Origin of the sequence: Cognatiluteimonas telluris (assembly GCF_011320095.1) — a bacterium.
Classification (GTDB): Bacteria; Pseudomonadota; Gammaproteobacteria; order Xanthomonadales; family Xanthomonadaceae; genus Cognatiluteimonas; species Cognatiluteimonas telluris.
On sequence record NZ_JAANOY010000008.1, the window covers coordinates 1 to 15,436 of the forward strand.

14 protein-coding genes are annotated in these 15,436 nt (G+C 70.0%); 8 read left to right on the forward strand and 6 right to left on the reverse strand.

All coding sequences use genetic code 11. From position 1 onward, the window contains the following. The 3 genes from G7B67_RS06345 to G7B67_RS06355 form a co-directional block, all read left to right on the forward strand. The coding region (locus G7B67_RS06345; RefSeq protein WP_166209648.1) for a leucyl aminopeptidase at nt 1–1,495 on the forward strand (1,495 nt) is incomplete at its 5' end. Nucleotides 1,496–1,572: 77 nt separating this feature from the next. Next, on the forward strand, nt 1,573–1,992 hold the full coding sequence (locus G7B67_RS06350) for a DNA polymerase III subunit chi (RefSeq protein ID WP_166209651.1): 420 nt from the start codon (nt 1,573–1,575) through the stop codon (nt 1,990–1,992). Between the two features lie 142 nt (nt 1,993–2,134). Beyond that, on the forward strand, nt 2,135–5,017 hold the full coding sequence (locus tag G7B67_RS06355) for a valine--tRNA ligase (protein WP_166209653.1): 2,883 nt from the start codon (nt 2,135–2,137) through the stop codon (nt 5,015–5,017). A 133-nt stretch (nt 5,018–5,150) separates the two neighbouring features. Here the strand turns inward: G7B67_RS06355 and rimI are convergent, their stop codons facing one another. From rimI to pssA, 3 genes are read right to left on the reverse strand one after another with little or no spacing between them, the layout of a single operon-like run. Beyond that, nucleotides 5,151–5,633 carry a ribosomal protein S18-alanine N-acetyltransferase gene (rimI, locus tag G7B67_RS06360; RefSeq protein ID WP_166209655.1) on the reverse strand — a complete coding sequence of 161 codons (483 nt, stop codon included), beginning with the start codon at nt 5,631–5,633 and terminating at the stop codon, nt 5,151–5,153. A gap of 40 nt (nt 5,634–5,673) precedes the next feature. Beyond that, nucleotides 5,674–5,919 carry a hypothetical protein gene (locus G7B67_RS06365; RefSeq protein WP_166209657.1) on the reverse strand — a complete coding sequence of 82 codons (246 nt, stop codon included), beginning with the start codon at nt 5,917–5,919 and terminating at the stop codon, nt 5,674–5,676. A gap of 10 nt (nt 5,920–5,929) precedes the next feature. Next, nucleotides 5,930–6,721 carry a CDP-diacylglycerol--serine O-phosphatidyltransferase gene (gene pssA / locus G7B67_RS06370; RefSeq protein WP_166209659.1) on the reverse strand — a complete coding sequence of 264 codons (792 nt, stop codon included), beginning with the start codon at nt 6,719–6,721 and terminating at the stop codon, nt 5,930–5,932. Between the two features lie 73 nt (nt 6,722–6,794). Between pssA and G7B67_RS06375 the strand changes: the two genes are divergently transcribed. The 4 genes from G7B67_RS06375 (at nt 6,795) to G7B67_RS06390 (ending at nt 9,918) form a co-directional block, all read left to right on the forward strand. Next, nucleotides 6,795–7,220 carry a DUF4124 domain-containing protein gene (locus G7B67_RS06375; RefSeq protein WP_166209661.1) on the forward strand — a complete coding sequence of 142 codons (426 nt, stop codon included), beginning with the start codon at nt 6,795–6,797 and terminating at the stop codon, nt 7,218–7,220. Then, entirely contained in the window at nt 7,217–7,492 is a 276-nt protein-coding gene (locus G7B67_RS06380; protein WP_166209663.1) for a DUF4124 domain-containing protein, read from the forward strand. Before G7B67_RS06375 ends, G7B67_RS06380 begins: the two co-directional genes overlap by 4 nt. Before the next feature lie 128 nt (nt 7,493–7,620). Then, the gene (locus G7B67_RS06385) at nt 7,621–9,369 is read left to right on the forward strand and encodes a proline--tRNA ligase (RefSeq protein ID WP_166209665.1); all 1,749 of its coding nucleotides are present in this window, start codon (nt 7,621–7,623) and stop codon (nt 9,367–9,369) included. A gap of 177 nt (nt 9,370–9,546) precedes the next feature. Beyond that, nucleotides 9,547–9,918 (forward strand): H-NS histone family protein, encoded by a 372-nt coding sequence (locus G7B67_RS06390; RefSeq protein ID WP_166209667.1) that lies wholly within the window; start codon nt 9,547–9,549, stop codon nt 9,916–9,918. 121 nt (nt 9,919–10,039) lie between these two features. Here G7B67_RS06390 and G7B67_RS06395 read toward each other — a convergent pair whose 3' ends face one another. Next, nucleotides 10,040–10,753, reverse strand: a complete 714-nt coding sequence (locus G7B67_RS06395; protein ID WP_166209668.1) for a pirin family protein — start codon at nt 10,751–10,753, stop codon at nt 10,040–10,042. A 54-nt stretch (nt 10,754–10,807) separates the two neighbouring features. Then, entirely contained in the window at nt 10,808–11,413 is a 606-nt protein-coding gene (locus G7B67_RS06400; RefSeq protein WP_166209670.1) for a malonic semialdehyde reductase, read from the reverse strand. Between the two features lie 106 nt (nt 11,414–11,519). On the opposite strand from G7B67_RS06400, the gene G7B67_RS06405 reads away from it, so the two are divergent. Beyond that, nucleotides 11,520–12,527: a mitochondrial fission ELM1 family protein gene (locus G7B67_RS06405; RefSeq protein ID WP_243412274.1), complete on the forward strand. Its 1,008-nt coding sequence runs from the start codon at nt 11,520–11,522 to the stop codon at nt 12,525–12,527. A gap of 33 nt (nt 12,528–12,560) precedes the next feature. Here G7B67_RS06405 and glnE read toward each other — a convergent pair whose 3' ends face one another. Next, on the reverse strand, nt 12,561–15,374 hold the full coding sequence (gene glnE, locus G7B67_RS06410; RefSeq protein WP_166209672.1) for a bifunctional [glutamate--ammonia ligase]-adenylyl-L-tyrosine phosphorylase/[glutamate--ammonia-ligase] adenylyltransferase: 2,814 nt from the start codon (nt 15,372–15,374) through the stop codon (nt 12,561–12,563). Nucleotides 15,375–15,436: the final 62 nt, after the last annotated feature.

Below are 15,436 nucleotides of genomic sequence, written 5' to 3' on the forward strand. Positions count from 1 at the left end.
CGCGGTACACCGCCGACCGGGGTCCGGACGTACGCTCTTCCGATGTGCCAGCGGTGCGGCATCCGGCGGCGCCCGCACGACCCTGGGCCCGGCGGCGCAGGCGCTCGACGCGGCCAGTGGTGGCCGCCTGGCGGCGCTGGTGGCGCGCGGGGACATCAGCGGCAAGACCGGCAGCGTGCTGACCGTGCATGACCTGCCGGGCGTGAAGGCGCCGCGGGTGCTGGTGATCGGGCTGGGTGACGCTGGCAAGTTCGGCGTGCCGCAATACCTCAAGGCCGTCGGCGATGCGGCGCGCGCGCTGCGCACCGGCCCGGTGGCCTCGGCGCTGTTCACGCTGTCCGAGCTCACCGTGGCCGGACGCGACGGCGACTGGAACGTCCGCCAGGCCGCGATCGCCGCCGCGCACGCCTGCTACCGCTACACCGCGACGCTGGGCGCGAAGAACAAGAAGCGCGCCGAGACCGGGCTGTCGACGCTTGCGATCCAGGCCAACGGCGCCGGCGCGGCGACCGCGCTCGCGCAGGGCCAGGCGATCGCCGCCGGCGTCGCCTTCACCCGTGAGCTCGGCAACCTGCCGCCCAACATCTGCAACCCGGCGTACCTGGCGCAGCAGGCGCAGGAGCTGGCCGGCCGCTTCGACAACGTCGCCTGCGAGGTGCTCGACCGCGAGCAGATGCAGGCGCTGGGCATGGGCTCGCTGCTGGCGGTGTCGCAGGGTTCGGCCAATCCACCCAGGCTCATCGTCCTGAAGTACAGCAACGGCGGCGACGCCAAGCCCTACGTGCTGGTCGGCAAGGGCATCACCTTCGACACCGGCGGCATCAACCTCAAGACGCAGGGCGGCGTGGAGGAGATGAAGTACGACATGTGCGGCGCGGCGACCGTGCTGGGCACGTTCGTCTCCGCGGTCGGGCTGAAGCTGCCGATCAACCTGGTGTCGATCGTGCCGGCGGTGGAGAACATGCCCGACGGCAACAGCTACCGCCCCTCCGACGTGCTCACCAGCATGTCCGGCAAGACCATCGAGGTCGGCAACACCGACGCCGAGGGCCGGCTGATCCTGTGCGATGCGCTGACCTACGCGCAACGCTTCGAACCGCAGGCGCTGCTCGACGTGGCCACCCTCACCGGCGCCTGCGTGGTCGCGCTGGGCAAGTACGCCGCCGGGCTCATGAGCAAGCACGACGACCTGTCGGACGAACTGCTCGCCGCCGGCGAAGACACCTTCGACCGCGCCTGGCGCCTGCCGCTGTGGGACGAATACCAGTCGATGCTCGATTCGCAGTTTGCCGACGTCTACAACATCGGCGGCCGCTGGGCGGGCGCGATCACCGCCGGCTGCTTCCTCTCGCGATTCACCGAAGGCCAGCGCTGGGCGCACCTGGACATCGCCGGCGTCGCCAATGGCGATGGCAAGATGGGAATGGCGACCGGGCGCCCGGTGGGGATGCTGTCGCAGTGGCTGATGGATCGCGCGGAAAAGGGGTCAGAGTGAATTTCGCGCCGGGATCTCTCGCTGAAGTCGTGACGCCAGGTCGCGAAACTTCACTCTGACCCCCTTTCGGCTCTCCCATGCGCGCCGACTTCTACCTGATCGCCAAGCCGCGCTTCCGCGAGGAGCCGCTGCGGCTGGTGTGCGAGTTGGCAAAGAAGGCCTACGACGCCAACCTGTGGACGCTGGTGCTGGCGCGCGATGCCGAACAGGCCGAGGCGCTGGATGAGCTGCTGTGGGACATGGGCGATGACGCCTATATCCCGCACCAGGTCGCCGGCGACGAGGAAGACGAACTGACGCCCGTATTGATCGCCACGCCCGACATCGATGCGCCGATGCGCGCGCTGGTGATCAACCTGCGCGACGCGGCGGTCGAAGGCGGCTTCGAGCGCGTGCTGGAAGTCGTGCCCGCCGACGACGACGCGCGCGAACCGCTGCGCGAGCGCTGGAAGCAGTACAAGGCGCGCGGGTTGCAGGTGCTCAAGCACGACATGTGATTCCCTTCTCCCGCGCGCGGGAGAAGGTGCCCGAAGGGCGGATGAGGGCGCTTGCGCCAGTTCGCCAACGCGCGAAGAGCGCCCCCACCCCAAACCCTCTCCGCAAGCGGGAGAGGGGATAGAAACCAATCGAAGCAACCCCATGACCACCCTCGCCCCCGGCTACGACCCCACCCAGTTCGAAGCGCGCCTGTATGCGCAATGGGAGGCCAGCGGCGTGTTCAAGCCCAGCGGCCAGGGCAAGCCCTACGCGATCCTGCTGCCGCCGCCCAACGTGACCGGCACCCTGCACATGGGCCACGCCTTCCAGCACACGCTGCAGGACGCGCTGGTCCGCTACCACCGCATGCGCGGCTTCGACACGCTGTGGCAGATGGGCACCGACCACGCCGGCATCGCCACCGAGATGGTGGTCTCGCGCAACCTCAAGCTCGAAGGCAAGGACGAGACGCGCGACTCGCTCGGCCGCGAACGCTTCATCGAGAAGGTCTGGCAGTGGCGCGGGCAGTCCGGCCACACCATCGAGCGGCAGATGCGCCGCCTGGGTACGTCGGGCGACTGGTCGCGCAGCGTGTTCACCATGGACCCGATGGCGGCGGACGCCGTTGTCGAGGCCTTCGTGCGCCTGCACGAGCAGGGCCTGGTCTATCGCGGGCAACGGCTGGTCAACTGGGATCCGGTGCTCAAGACCGCGATCTCGGACCTGGAAGTCGTCAACGAGGAGGAAGACGGCTTCCTGTGGTCGATCGCCTATCCGCTCAGCGACGGCAGCGGCTCGCTGGTGGTCGCCACCACGCGCCCGGAAACCATGCTCGGCGACACCGCGGTGATGGTGCATCCGGACGACGAGCGCTACGCGCACCTGATCGGACGGTCGGTCACGCTGCCGCTCACCGGCCGCCAGATCCCGGTGATCGCCGATGCCTACGTCGATCGCGAATTCGGCACCGGCGTGGTCAAGGTCACGCCCGCGCACGACTTCAACGACTATGCGGTCGGGCAGCGGCATGGCTTGCCGCTGATCAACATCTTCACGCCCGATGCCGCCACGAACTCCACCGTGCCCGAGCGCTATCGGGGCATCGACCGCTATGAAGCTCGCAAGCTCGTGCTCGCGGACCTCGATGAAGCCGGGCTGCTGGTCGACACCAGGCCGCACAAGCTGCAGGTGCCGCGCGGCGATCGCACCGGGCAGGTGATCGAGCCCTATCTCACCGACCAGTGGTTCGTGAAGATGGACACGCTCGGCGCGCGCGGGTTGCAGCTGGTCGAAAGCAATGCCATCCAGCTGGTCCCCGGCAACTGGATCAACACCTATCGCCACTGGATGGAAAACATCCAGGACTGGTGCATTTCCCGCCAGCTGTGGTGGGGGCATCGGATCCCGGCGTGGTACGACGCGCAGGGCCGCGTCTACGTCGGTCGCAACGAAGCCGAGGTCCGCGCCGCCAACGCACTCGGCGGGGATGTGACGTTGTCGCAGGACAACGACGTGCTCGAGACCTGGTTCTCGTCGGCGCTGTGGCCGTTCAGCACGCTGGGCTGGCCGGATGCCGGGCGCATGCGCGACCGCGGCTTCGATCGCTTCCTGCCATCGTCGGTGCTGGTCACCGGCTTCGACATCATTTTCTTCTGGGTCGCCCGGATGATCATGATGACCGACCACTTCACCGGGCAGGTGCCCTTCCACGACGTCTACATCACCGGCCTGGTGCGCGACAAGGACGGACAGAAGATGTCCAAGTCCAAGGGCAACATCCTGGATCCGATCGACATCATCGACGGCATCACGCTCGACGCGCTGCTGGCCAAGCGCACCTCGGGGCTGATGCAGCCGAAGATGGCGGAGAAGATCGAGAAGGCCACGCGTCGTGAATTCCCGGACGGCATTCCCGCCTTCGGCGCCGACGCGCTGCGCTTCACCATGGCCGCGCTCGCCGGCCACGGCCGCGACATCAAGTTCGACCTGCAGCGCGCCGAGGGCTACAAGAACTTCTGCAACAAGCTGTGGAACGCGACCCGTTTCGTGCTGATGAACACCGAGTCCTTCTCCCTTCTCCCTCCGGGAGAAGGTGCCCCGCAGGGGTGGATGAGGGTGCGCAGCAGGTTGGACTCCACGGCAGCCCTGCCGGACACAGCGCCCGACGGCAACGGTGCAGTGGCGCCGCAGCCGAAGACCGACGCCGAGCGCTGGATCCTCGCGCAGCTGGCGAAAACCGCCAGCGAGGCCGAGCAGCACTTCGCCAGCTACCGCTTCGACCTGCTGGCGCAGGCGCTGTACGAATTCGCCTGGAACAGCTTCTGCGACTGGTTCGTCGAGCTCGCCAAGCCGGCGCTCAACGGCGACCTCGCCTCCGCCGAAGGCCGTGCCGCGGCCGACAGCACCAGGCATACGTTGCTGTACGTGCTCGAGCGGCTGCTGGCACTGCTGCATCCGCTGATCCCGTTCGTCACCGAGGAGCTGTGGCAGTCGGTCGCGCCCAAGCTCGGCATCGGTGGCGACACGATCATGCTGCAGGCGTATCCGCAGGCGGCGGAGCTGCCGGCCGCCGATGCGGACGCCGAGGCCGGCATCGAATGGCTCAAGGCGATGGTCACCGCGCTGCGCCGCGTGCGCAGCGAGCTCAACGTGCCTCCGGCGAAGCTGGTGACCTTGCTGCTTGCCGATGGTGATGCCAGCGATCGCGCACGCGTCGTCCGCTTCGCGTCCGAGCTGCGCTTCCTCAACAAGCTCGATCGGATCGAATGGCTCGACGCCGCCGACAGCGCGCCGCCCGCCGCCACCGCGGTGGTGGGCGCACTGAAGCTGCTGGTGCCGCTGGAAGGGCTGGTCGACCTCGACGCCGAGCGCGCACGGCTGGACAAGGAACTCGCGCGCGTCGCCGGCGAGCGCGGGAAGAGCGAAGCCAAGCTGGCGAAATTCAGCGACAAGGTGCCGGCGGCGGTGGTCGAGCAGGAGCGGCAGCGGCTGGCCGACTGGACCGCGCAGCACCAGGCCTTGCAGGCGCAGCGCCAGAAGCTCTGATGCGCCGTTGATCGGACGCTTTTCGCAACGCATTGCGTAGGAGCGGCTTCAGCCGGGAGCTCCTGCAACCGTCCTGGACAGCGGGAGAGCGCTCGCGGCTGAAGCCGCCCCTACCGGCGATCGCCTGCGCGCCCTAGTCGGCGAACAACTCCTTCGCCATTACGATCGCATCCTCGCGGCCGCCGCGGGCCGGGTAATAGCGTGGGCGGCGGCCGATCTCGTTGAAACCTTCATCGTGGTACAGCGCGATCGCGACGGTGTTGGACGGCCGCACCTCGAGGAACACCCGCTGCGCGCCGCGTCCTTGCGCCAGCCGCAGCAGCGCCCGCAGCAGGCGCCGCCCGTGGCCCTGGCCCTGCTGCTCCGGCGCGGTGCAGACATTGAGCACGTGGGCCTCGTCGGCGGCGATGCTGAGCATGCCGTAGCCGATGATCGCGCCGTCGCGCTGCAACACCCACGCCGGATAATCGGCGCGCAGGCAATCCTGGAAGATCCCGCGCGTCCACGGAAACGGATACGCGCGCAGCTCGATCGCCAGCACCGCGTCCAGATCCTCGTCGCGCATCGGGCGCAGGCCGGCCAGCGTGGCGCCGGCCTCGGACGCGCGCGCGCTCATGCCCGGCCGCGCATGCGGGAACGCCCGGCACCCGGCGCGATCACGCCCGCCTCCTGAGGCTCCTCAGCCGCGGCCACAGCGCACGCTTGCCGCCGGGATTGCCGCGCACGGTCGCGGTCGGCGGCAGCGCCCGCAGCACGTCGGCGACCGAGGGCGCCTGCGCGTCGCAACCGGCCGCGCGCAGCAGCGCGTGCAGCAGCGGATCGTCGGGCAGCTCCGGCGGCGCCAGCACCATCGGCGCATGGCCGAGGGCGGCGAGGATCTCGCGCTGGACGTCATCCCACATCGCGGTCGACTCAGTTGCCGCCGTGGCGCCGGCGCAGCCACAGCACGGGCCCGGACAGCGCGTACAACGCGGCGGCCGCGAGCAGCATCTTCGGCGGATCGATCACCAGCGCGATCAGCACCGCCAGCACGACCACGATCACGAAGAACGGCACCCGGTCGCCGCGCGCGCCGCCGGCGCCCTTGAAGCTGCTGTAGCGGATGCGGCTGACCATCAGCAGCGCGGCGACCACGGTCACCACGATGGCGAGATGGCGCAGCTGCACCCCGGTGTAATGCAGCCCGTTGCAGGTCCACACGAAACTCGCCATCAGGCCCGCGGCCGCCGGACTGGCCAGGCCGATGAACCAGCGCTTGTCGACCTGCGCGACCTGGCTGTTGAAGCGCGCCAGCCGCAGCGCCGCGCACGCGGCGTACAGGAAGGCGGTCAGCCAGCCGATCCTGCCGGCGGTCATGCCATCGAGCTTGAGAGACGACAGCGCCCAGTAGTACATCACCAGCGCCGGCGCCATGCCGAAGCTGACCAGGTCGGCCAGCGAGTCGTACTGCACGCCGAACTCGCTCTGGGTATTGGTCAGCCGCGCCACCCGGCCGTCGAGGCCATCGAGCACCGCGGCGATGAAAATGGCCACGCAGGCCGCATCGAAGCGCCCCTGCGAGGCGGCGATGATCGCGAAGAAGCCGGCGAACAGCCCGCCGGTGGTGAACAGGTTCGGCAACAGGTAGATGCCGCGGCTGCGCGGGCGCGGGCGCGGGGTTTGCTGACCGGGGCCGCCAGCGGGGTCGTCGTCACGCTTGTCCATCGCGCCAGTCTAGCGGGCTTGCACCGCCGTCGGCACGGTGCTGGAATCGCTGCCCGTCCCGCGGAAAACCGCCATGGCCAGCCGAACGATCCCCACCCTCCTGTTCGTCGCGCTGCTCGCTGCCGCCACGATGTCCGGCGCCACAGACCTGTATCAGTGGAAGGACGCCAAGGGCGTCACCCATTACACCGATTCCCCGCCGCCCAAGGGCCAGTTCCAGTCGCGCAGCGTGGTGGTGCCTGAGGGCACGCCGGCGCCGGCGCAGGCCGCCACGCCCGCCGCGACCCCGCCGAAGCCGACCATCGCCAGTGCCAACTGCACCCTGGCCAAGTCCAATCGCGATCGCCTGCAGGCCGGCGGCGCCGTGGGGCCCGACAACGACGGTGACGGCAAGCCCGACAGCACGTTCAATGCCGAGCAGATGGCACAGCAGAAACAGCTGGCCGAATCGGACATCACGCGCTGGTGTGGCGAGGCGACGGCCACCCCCGCGCCTTGAACGCACGCTGGGCCATCGTCGCCGGCGCTCTGCTCGGTGCCGGCCTGGCCTGGTGGTTGTCGCGCGAGCCTGCGGACGTGGTCCAAGCGCGGCAACGACGCGCCGAACAGGCCGCGGCCGCCACCGCGCGCGACGCCATCCCCAGCCTCTACCGCTGGCGTGATGCCAGCGGCGTCCTGCATGTGAGCGACCAGCCACCCAAAGGTCGCAAATACGAACGCATCGATGCCCGTGCGCCGTCCGGGATCGAGGTCCACGGCGACCGCGACTAGGCGCCGCCAGGCGCCACGTTGCTCCGGTTCCCGCTGCCGTCCCCGCCCGCGTCGGGCCATGCGCCCGCGCCCGGCGCTCCGGCCGCGCATGGCAGAATGGGATTTCCCCTTCGTCATCCCGAATCCCGATGCGCCTGTCGCAGTTCCACCTTCGCACCAGCAAGGAAACCCCCGCCGATGCCGAGATCGTCAGCCACCAGCTGATGCTCAAGGCCGGCATGCTGCGCAAGCTCGCCGCCGGCCTCTACACCTGGTCGCCGCTGGGCCTGCGCGTGCTGCGCAAGGTCGAACACGTGGTGCGCGATGAAATGAACCGAAGCGGTGCGATCGAACTGCTGATGCCGACCATCCAGCCGCGCGAGCTGTGGGAGGAAACCGGGCGCTGGGAGAAGTTCGGCCCGCAGCTGCTGAAGATCCGCGACCGCAAGGAGGCGCAGTACTGCTACGCGCCGACAGCGGAGGAAGTGATCACCGATTTCGCGCGCAACGAGCTGGCCAGCTACAAGCAGCTGCCGGTGAATTTCTACCAGATCCAGACCAAGTTCCGCGACGAGATCCGGCCGCGTTTCGGCGTGATGCGCGCGCGCGAGTTCGTGATGAAGGATGCCTACTCCTTCCATCTGGACGAAGCGTCGCTGCAGGCCGAATACCGCAACATGTACGACACCTACGCGCGCATCTTCACCCGCCTGGGCCTGAAGTTCCGAGCGGTGTTCGCTGACACCGGCGCGATCGGCGGCAGCGCGTCGCACGAGTTCCACGTCCTGGCCGACTCGGGCGAAGATGCGATCGCGTACGCGATGGATGCCAGCGGAAGCGACGCCTCCGACTACGCGGCCAACGTCGAGCTGGCCGAAGCCTTGGCGCCCGGCGCGCGTCCTGCCGCCGCCGAAGCGATGCGCAAGGTCGACACGCCGACGCAGAAGACCTGCGAGGACGTTGCCGCACTGCTCGGCCTGCCGCTGCAGCGCACGGTGAAGTCGGTGGCGCTGATGTCCCGGGAAGCGGTCGAAGGCAAGCCCGTCGAGCGCTTCGTGCTGGCGCTGGTGCGCGGCGACCACCTCATCAACGAGATCAAGCTGGCCAAGCTGCCGGGCCTGGCCGAATACCGGCTGGCGACCGAAGCGGAAATCCTCGAGCACCTGGGCAGCGAGCCTGGCTTCCTGGGCCCGGTCGCGCCGCGCAAGGCCATCCATGTCATCGCCGATCGCAGCGTCGCGGCGATGGCGGACTTCGTCGTCGGCGCCAACGAAGCCGGCTATCACCTGGCGGGCGTCAACTGGGGCCGCGACCTGCCCGAGCCCGCGCGGGTGGCCGACATCCGCAACGTCGTCGAAGGCGACCTGTCGCCCGACGGTCGCGGCACGCTGGGCATCGCGCGCGGGATCGAGGTCGGGCACGTTTTCGCGCTCGGGCGCAAATATTCCGAAGCCATGGGCTGCACGGTGCTCGATGCCGGCGGCAAGGCGGTGATGCCGCTGATGGGCTGCTACGGCATCGGCGTGTCGCGCATCGTCGCCGCCGCGATCGAGCAGAACCACGACGACGCCGGCATCCTCTGGCCCGAGGCGATGGCGCCGTGGCAGGTCGCCGTGTGCGTCATCAATCCGAAATCCGACCCGGCCGTCAGCGACGCCGCCGATGCGCTCTATCGCGAGCTGTCCGCGGCCGGCATCGATACCGCGCTCGACGATCGCGGCCTGCGTGCCGGGGCGATGTTCGCCGACATCGAGCTGATCGGCATTCCACATCGCATCGTGGTGTCCGAGCGCGGACTGGCGGCGGGCACGTTCGAATACCGCGCGCGCGGCGCTGCCGACTCCGAGCAGCTCGATCGCGGCGCGCTGCTCGCGCGCTTCGGCATTGCGCAGGCGTAAGCGGCGCGCTGGACGCGGCTGGATCGAACAGTTCGATCGCAGCGCGTCGCCCGCACGCCCCGGCGTTGCGAAGGCGCAAAGCGGCGCGCTCCAAGTCGAGCGGTTTACGCACGCGGTTCGCGCGCATAGCATGTCCGGCTTGCCACATCGTGGCGTGGTCTTTTCCCGGAGTGTCCAATGCCCATCGACGTCAACACGCTGTCCGTCCGCGAACTCGACCAGCTGATCAACCAGGCGAAAAAGCGCAAGACGACCCTGGCCAAGCGCAAGCCGATCGCGCTGGTGCGCCGCAAGCTGACCCAGTTGGCGAAGGCCGAGGGCTATCGCATCGACGAGCTGTTCGGCGGCAAGGCGCCGGCTTCCACGGGCGAGGCCAAGCCCGCGTCGAAAGCCCGCAAGGGCAAGGGCAAGCCGACCGGCAAGGTCGCGCCGAAATACCGCAACCCGGCCAACCCGGCGGAAACCTGGGCCGGCCGCGGCCAGGCCCCGCGCTGGCTGGCCGCCGAGCTGAAGTCGGGCAAGACGCTCGAGGATTTCCTGATCCGCTAGGCATCCTTCCCCAGCGCGGCTCCTGCCGCGCGCGATGGTGCGCGGTCGCCTTGGTGCGTGCTCGCCCCGCTCGCCTTGGCTCGTGCGTGCTTGGACGACCCATCAAGCAGGAGCAGGGAACCTACGCCGGCAAATCGAACAACAGCACGTCCGCGTCCACCCCACCGGACCCCACGAGCCGGCGCACCCCGGCTTCCCCGGCCAGCCCCACGGCATCGCCCGCCGCGAGCCCGCGTCCATCCAGTTCCACCGCGCCCTGCGCCACCTGCAACCAGTAACGACGCGCGGGATCCAGCGGCACGTCCACCGCCGCGCCCGCGGCCAGCAGCGTTCCCTGCAAAAACGCCTGCTGCCGGATCGCGATGCTGCCGTCGCGGCCGTCCGGGGATGCGAGGGTCGCCCAACGGCCGCGGCGCGCGTCCGGATCGAAGGCGCGTTGCGCGTACGCCGGCGGCGCGTTGACGCGATCGGGCTGGATCCAGATCTGCAGGAAGTGCACCGGCTCGCTGTCCGACGCGTTGTATTCGCTGTGGTCGATCCCGTGCCCGGCGCTCATCCACTGCAACTCGCCGGGCTTGAGCAGCCCCGCTTCCCCCGAAGCACTGTCGCGGTGCGCCAGGCTGCCCGACAGCACGTAGCTGAGGATCTCCATGTTGGCGTGGTGGTGCGGCGGAAAGCCCGCACCGGGCGCGACGCGGTCCTCGTTGATCACGCGCAGCGGTCCGAAACCCATCCACTGCGGATCGTGGAAATGGCCGAAGGAAAACGCGTGCCGGCTGTCGAGCCAGCCCAGTCGTGCGGCGCCGCGGGCGCTGGAGGGACGATCCACGATCATGTCGGACTCGCTGTCGGTCGGAGGCTCATTCGGGCGTGCAGGCCGGGGCCGCGCTCACTCGATGCGGCAGGCTTCGTCGAAGCCCAGCCGCGGCGAGCGCGGGAAGATGCTCGCAGGATCCCCATGCCCCAGGTTGACCAGGAAGTTGGAGCGGATGCGCGTGCCGGCGAAGAATTCGGCATCGACCTTCGCATTGTCGAAGCCCGACATCGGGCCGCAGTCCAGCCCCAGCGCCCGCGCCGCGAGCAGCAGGTAGGCGCCCTGCAGGCTGCCGTTGCGCAGCGCGATCGTGGTCAGTTCCGCGTCGGACTTGCCGTCGAACCACGACTTGGCATCCGTATGCGGGAACAACACCGGCGTCTTCTCATAGAAGGCCAGGTCGTAGGCGACGATGACCGTGACCGGTGCGGCCATGGTCTTGTCGTGGTTGCCGGCATCCAGTGCCGGCTCGAGCCGGGCCTTGGCCTCGCGCGAGCGCAGGAAGACGAAGCGCGCCGGACAGGTATTCGCGGTCGTCGGCCCGAACTTCACCAGGTCGTAGAGCTGGTGCAACAGCGCGTCGCTCACGTCGCCGGAAAACGCATTGTAGGTACGCGCCTGGCGATAGAGCTGGTCCAGCGCGACGTCGGGCAACGGCGGCCGGAAGGCGGAATCGGGCATCGGACATCCTTGCAGCAGGGGCGCGCCACGCCGGCGCGAGGTGCGCAGTGTAGAGTGTCGCGCGTCGAACCTACGTCAGCGCCCGCGCAACAGCATGGCTGCACGCATGGAACAAGCCGCCAGCGACGCCATGCCGGCAAGCCCAGGCTCCGGCGTGCAGGCGTGGGCGGTCAGCGACGATCGCGCCGGCAACCTGCGCCAGGCGCAGGCGCTGGCGCAGGCACTCGGCGGCGAGGCCGGCGCCACGTTGCAGTTGCACCCGCGCTGGCCATGGCGCGCGTTCGCTCCACGTTGCCTGCCCGGCAGCCGGCACGCCTTCGGAATCGGCTTCCACGCTGCGCTGGCATCACCGCCCGCGCTGGTCGTGGGTTGCGGTCGCCAGGCGGCATTGGCGACCCGCCTGTTGCGAAGCCACGGTGCGCGCGCGGTGCAGATCCTGGATCCACGCATCGATCCGGCGCACTGGGACGTGGTGGTTGCGCCACAACACGATCGCTTGCGCGGCAGCAACGTGCTGTCGACACTCGGCAGCCTGCATCCGGTCGATGACGCCTGGCTGGCGCAGGCGCGCGTCGCGTTCGCCGCGTTCGCGGCCTTGCCGCGACCACGCACGGTGGTGCTGCTCGGTGGCTCCAGCCGGCACGTGCGCTTCGATCGCACCGACTTCGAAGCCCTCGCCGATACGGTGGATGCGGTGCGCGCGCGCGAAGGTGGCAGCCTGCTGCTGACGGTGTCGCGGCGCACGCCCGCCGACGTCCTCGCCGCCGTGCGTGCCCGACCCGTCGATGCCGCCGGCATGTCGTGGCTCGGTGCGCAGGATGGCCCCAATCCCTATCCCGGCCTGCTGGCCTGGGCCGACCGCATCGTCTGCTCGCCGGATTCGGTCAACATGATTTCCGAAGCCTGCGCCACGCAGGCGCCGGTGCATGTGTTCGAACCCGCGCGCGCGCACGGGCGGCTGGCGTCGTTCCTGCAGGCGCTGCTCGCTTCGGGCCGGATACGCGCGCTCGACGGCATGCTGGCGCCCTTCGATGTGCAGCCCCTGCGCGAGACGGCGCGCATCGCCGCCGAAGTGCGCGCGCGCCTGGACAGCGACGACGCCCGCCGCGCCTAGCTCGCGCGCAATGGCGCGCGCGGCGCCGGCAACTCAATCGAAGGCGAGGCCGGCTTCGGCGCAGGCGGCGCGGATCGCGGCACGCGCACGGGCCACCGGAGCGGTTTCCGGTGCGATCCGCGGCCGCCGGTCCAGCGTGCAGCGCAGTCCGGCATCGAGCAGCACGGCATGCGCGTCGTACAGCGCCTCCCTGTTCCCCAGCCGATCGCCCAGCGCCGACAGCAGCGCCGGCGTCGCGCGCGGCTCCAGCAAGGCCGGCGATGCCTGCGCATCGCGCAGGACCAGGTACTGCAGCAGGAACTCTAGATCGACCAGTCCGCCTTCGCCCTGCTTGAGATCGAAGCCGGCCGGGCCGCTGCGATCGAGTTCGGTGCGCATCCTGCGGCGCATCGCCACCACGTCGGCGCGCAGGGTCGCGGCGTCGCGCGCCCGCCCGAGGGTGTCGCGGCGGACCTGCTCGAACGCATCGCACAGCGCGGGGTCGCCGGCGACGCAGCGCGCGCGCACCATCGCCTGGTGTTCCCAGGTCCAGGCCCGCTCACGCTGGTACTCGGCATAACCGGCCAGTGACGACACCAGCAGGCCCTTGGCGCCATCCGGACGCAGGCGCACGTCGACGTCGTACAGCCGGCCGGCGCCCGTGACCGCGCCCAGCAGCGAGACGATCTTCTGCGCCAGGCGCGCGAACCAGCGCGAGGCATCCAGCGCGCGCGTGCCGTCGGACTGCGCCTCGGCCACCGCGTCGTACAGGAAGACGACATCCAGGTCCGAACCGAATCCCAGCTCCTCGCCGCCGAGGCTGCCGTAGCCGAGGATCGCGAAGCGCGCGCCGGCGATGCGGCCGTGCGCGGACGCGACTTCGCGCTGCGCCAGCGCCAGCACCACCGCCAGCACCGCGTCGGCCAGCCACGCCAGTTGCCGCGCACTGTCCCCCGCCGGCTGGCGCGCATCGAGCGTCGCCAGCGCGATCCGGAAGCTCAGCGCCTGCCGGGTTTCGCCCAGGGCCTGCAACGCGGCTTCGGTGTCGTCGATGCCCAGCGCAAGCGCGCAGGCGGCAACCATGTCCGCCCGCGTCGGCAGCGGTCCGGCCACGCGCACGTCGAGCAACTCGTCCAGCAGCAGCGGATACGTCGCCAGCCGCTCGCCGAGCAGTGCGCTGCGCGCGACCACGTCGACCAGGCGCTGCAGCGCCGCCGGCTGCTCGTCGAGCAGGGCCAGGTAGCTCGCACGGCGCAGGATGTTGTGCAGCAGCGGCAACAGCCGTCGCAGGACGGCATCGGGCCGCGGCGATGCCGAGGCGGCTTCGAGCAGCGCCGGCAACACCCGATCCAGTCGCGAGCGCGCCGCGTCGGACAAGGCACGCAAGGCCGGTGCGCGGGCGAAATCGCGCAGGCTCGCATCGGCGGTAACGGCATCGGCGAAGCCAGCCTCCACCAGCGCGACGGGCGGTCCTTCGGCGCGCGTGTCCACCGCTTCGGGCAGCGCGCGCCAGTAGGCCGAAAGCGCGCCGGCCTGCACGCGACGCCCGCGCGGCGCCAGCAACGCTTCGAATTCCGACGACACCCGCGCCCGCTGCGCGTCGAGTGCGTCGCGCAATGCATTCCAGCCGTCGAAGCCCAGCGAGGCGGCGATGCGCGCCCTGTCATCGATGTTGGCCGGCAGCGCGTGGGTCTGCGCGTCATGCAGCATCTGCAGGCGGTTTTCGAGCCGGCGCAGGAAGCGGTAGGCCGTGCGCAGCGCGTCCGCCGTGCCGGCTTCGACATGCCCGGCCACCACCAGCGCCTGCAACGCTGGCAACAGTCGCCGCTCGCGCAGCTCCGGCTCGCGCCCGCCGCGGATCAGCTGCAGCGCCTGCACCAGGAATTCGATTTCGCGGATGCCACCGGGGCCGCGCTTGATGTCGTCGGCCAGTTCCTTGCGCGCGACTTCCGCCGCGATCGCCGCCTTCATCTCGCGCAGGCCATCGAGCGCGCCGTAGTCGAGGTAACGCCGGTAGACGAAGGGGCGCAGGCTGGCGAGGAAGCGCTCGCCCGCCGCGATGTCGCCCGCGACCGGCCGCGCCTTCTGCCACGCGTACCGCTCCCAGTCGCGGCCTTCGCGCTGGAAGTACTGCTCCATCGAGGCGAACGACAGCGCGATGCGCCCGGCATTGCCGAACGGCCGCAACCGCAGGTCGACGCGATGGCTGAAGCCTTCGGCCGTGACTTCGTCCAGCAGTTTCGCCAGTTGCTGACCGAGCCGCGCGAAATAGTCCTCCGCCGCCAGCACACGCGCGCCATCGGAACTCCCGTCGGCTTCGTACGCATAGACCAGGTCGACATCCGAGGAGAAATTCAGCTCGCCCCCGCCGAGCTTGCCCAGGCCGAACACCACCAGCCGTTGCGGCTGCCCATCGGCATCGCGCACCTGCCCGAAGCGCTGCGCGAAGTCGACTTCGAGCGCGGCCAGCGCCAGCTGCAGGCAGCGTTCGGCCAGCACCGTGCTGCCGGCAAGCGTGGCATCGACATCGTCCAGGCCCAGCACGTCGCGCCAGACCAGCCGGGTCGAGGATGCGAGCCGATGGCGCCGCAGCAACACGCCCCAGTGCTCGCGGTTGTCGGCGGCCAGCACGGGCGGCGCGATCTCCGCGTGGCTGTCATGCAACAACGTCGGCAGCAACGCCGGCTGGCGCAGCAGGGTTTCGATCGCGAAGTCACTGGCCAGCGCGATGGAACCGACGCAGGCGACGGCCGCGGGATCGTCGAGCACAGCGCCCGCGCTCGCCGGCAATGCGCGCAGTCGCGCCAAGGCGCGTTCGACGACGGCAGCGACGACGTCTTCAACCACCGGTTCGCGCGCAGGGCTCATCGCCGGATTCTGGCACGGCGCCGCGCGCACCAAAAAAACGGCCGCCCGAAGGCGGCCGTCGA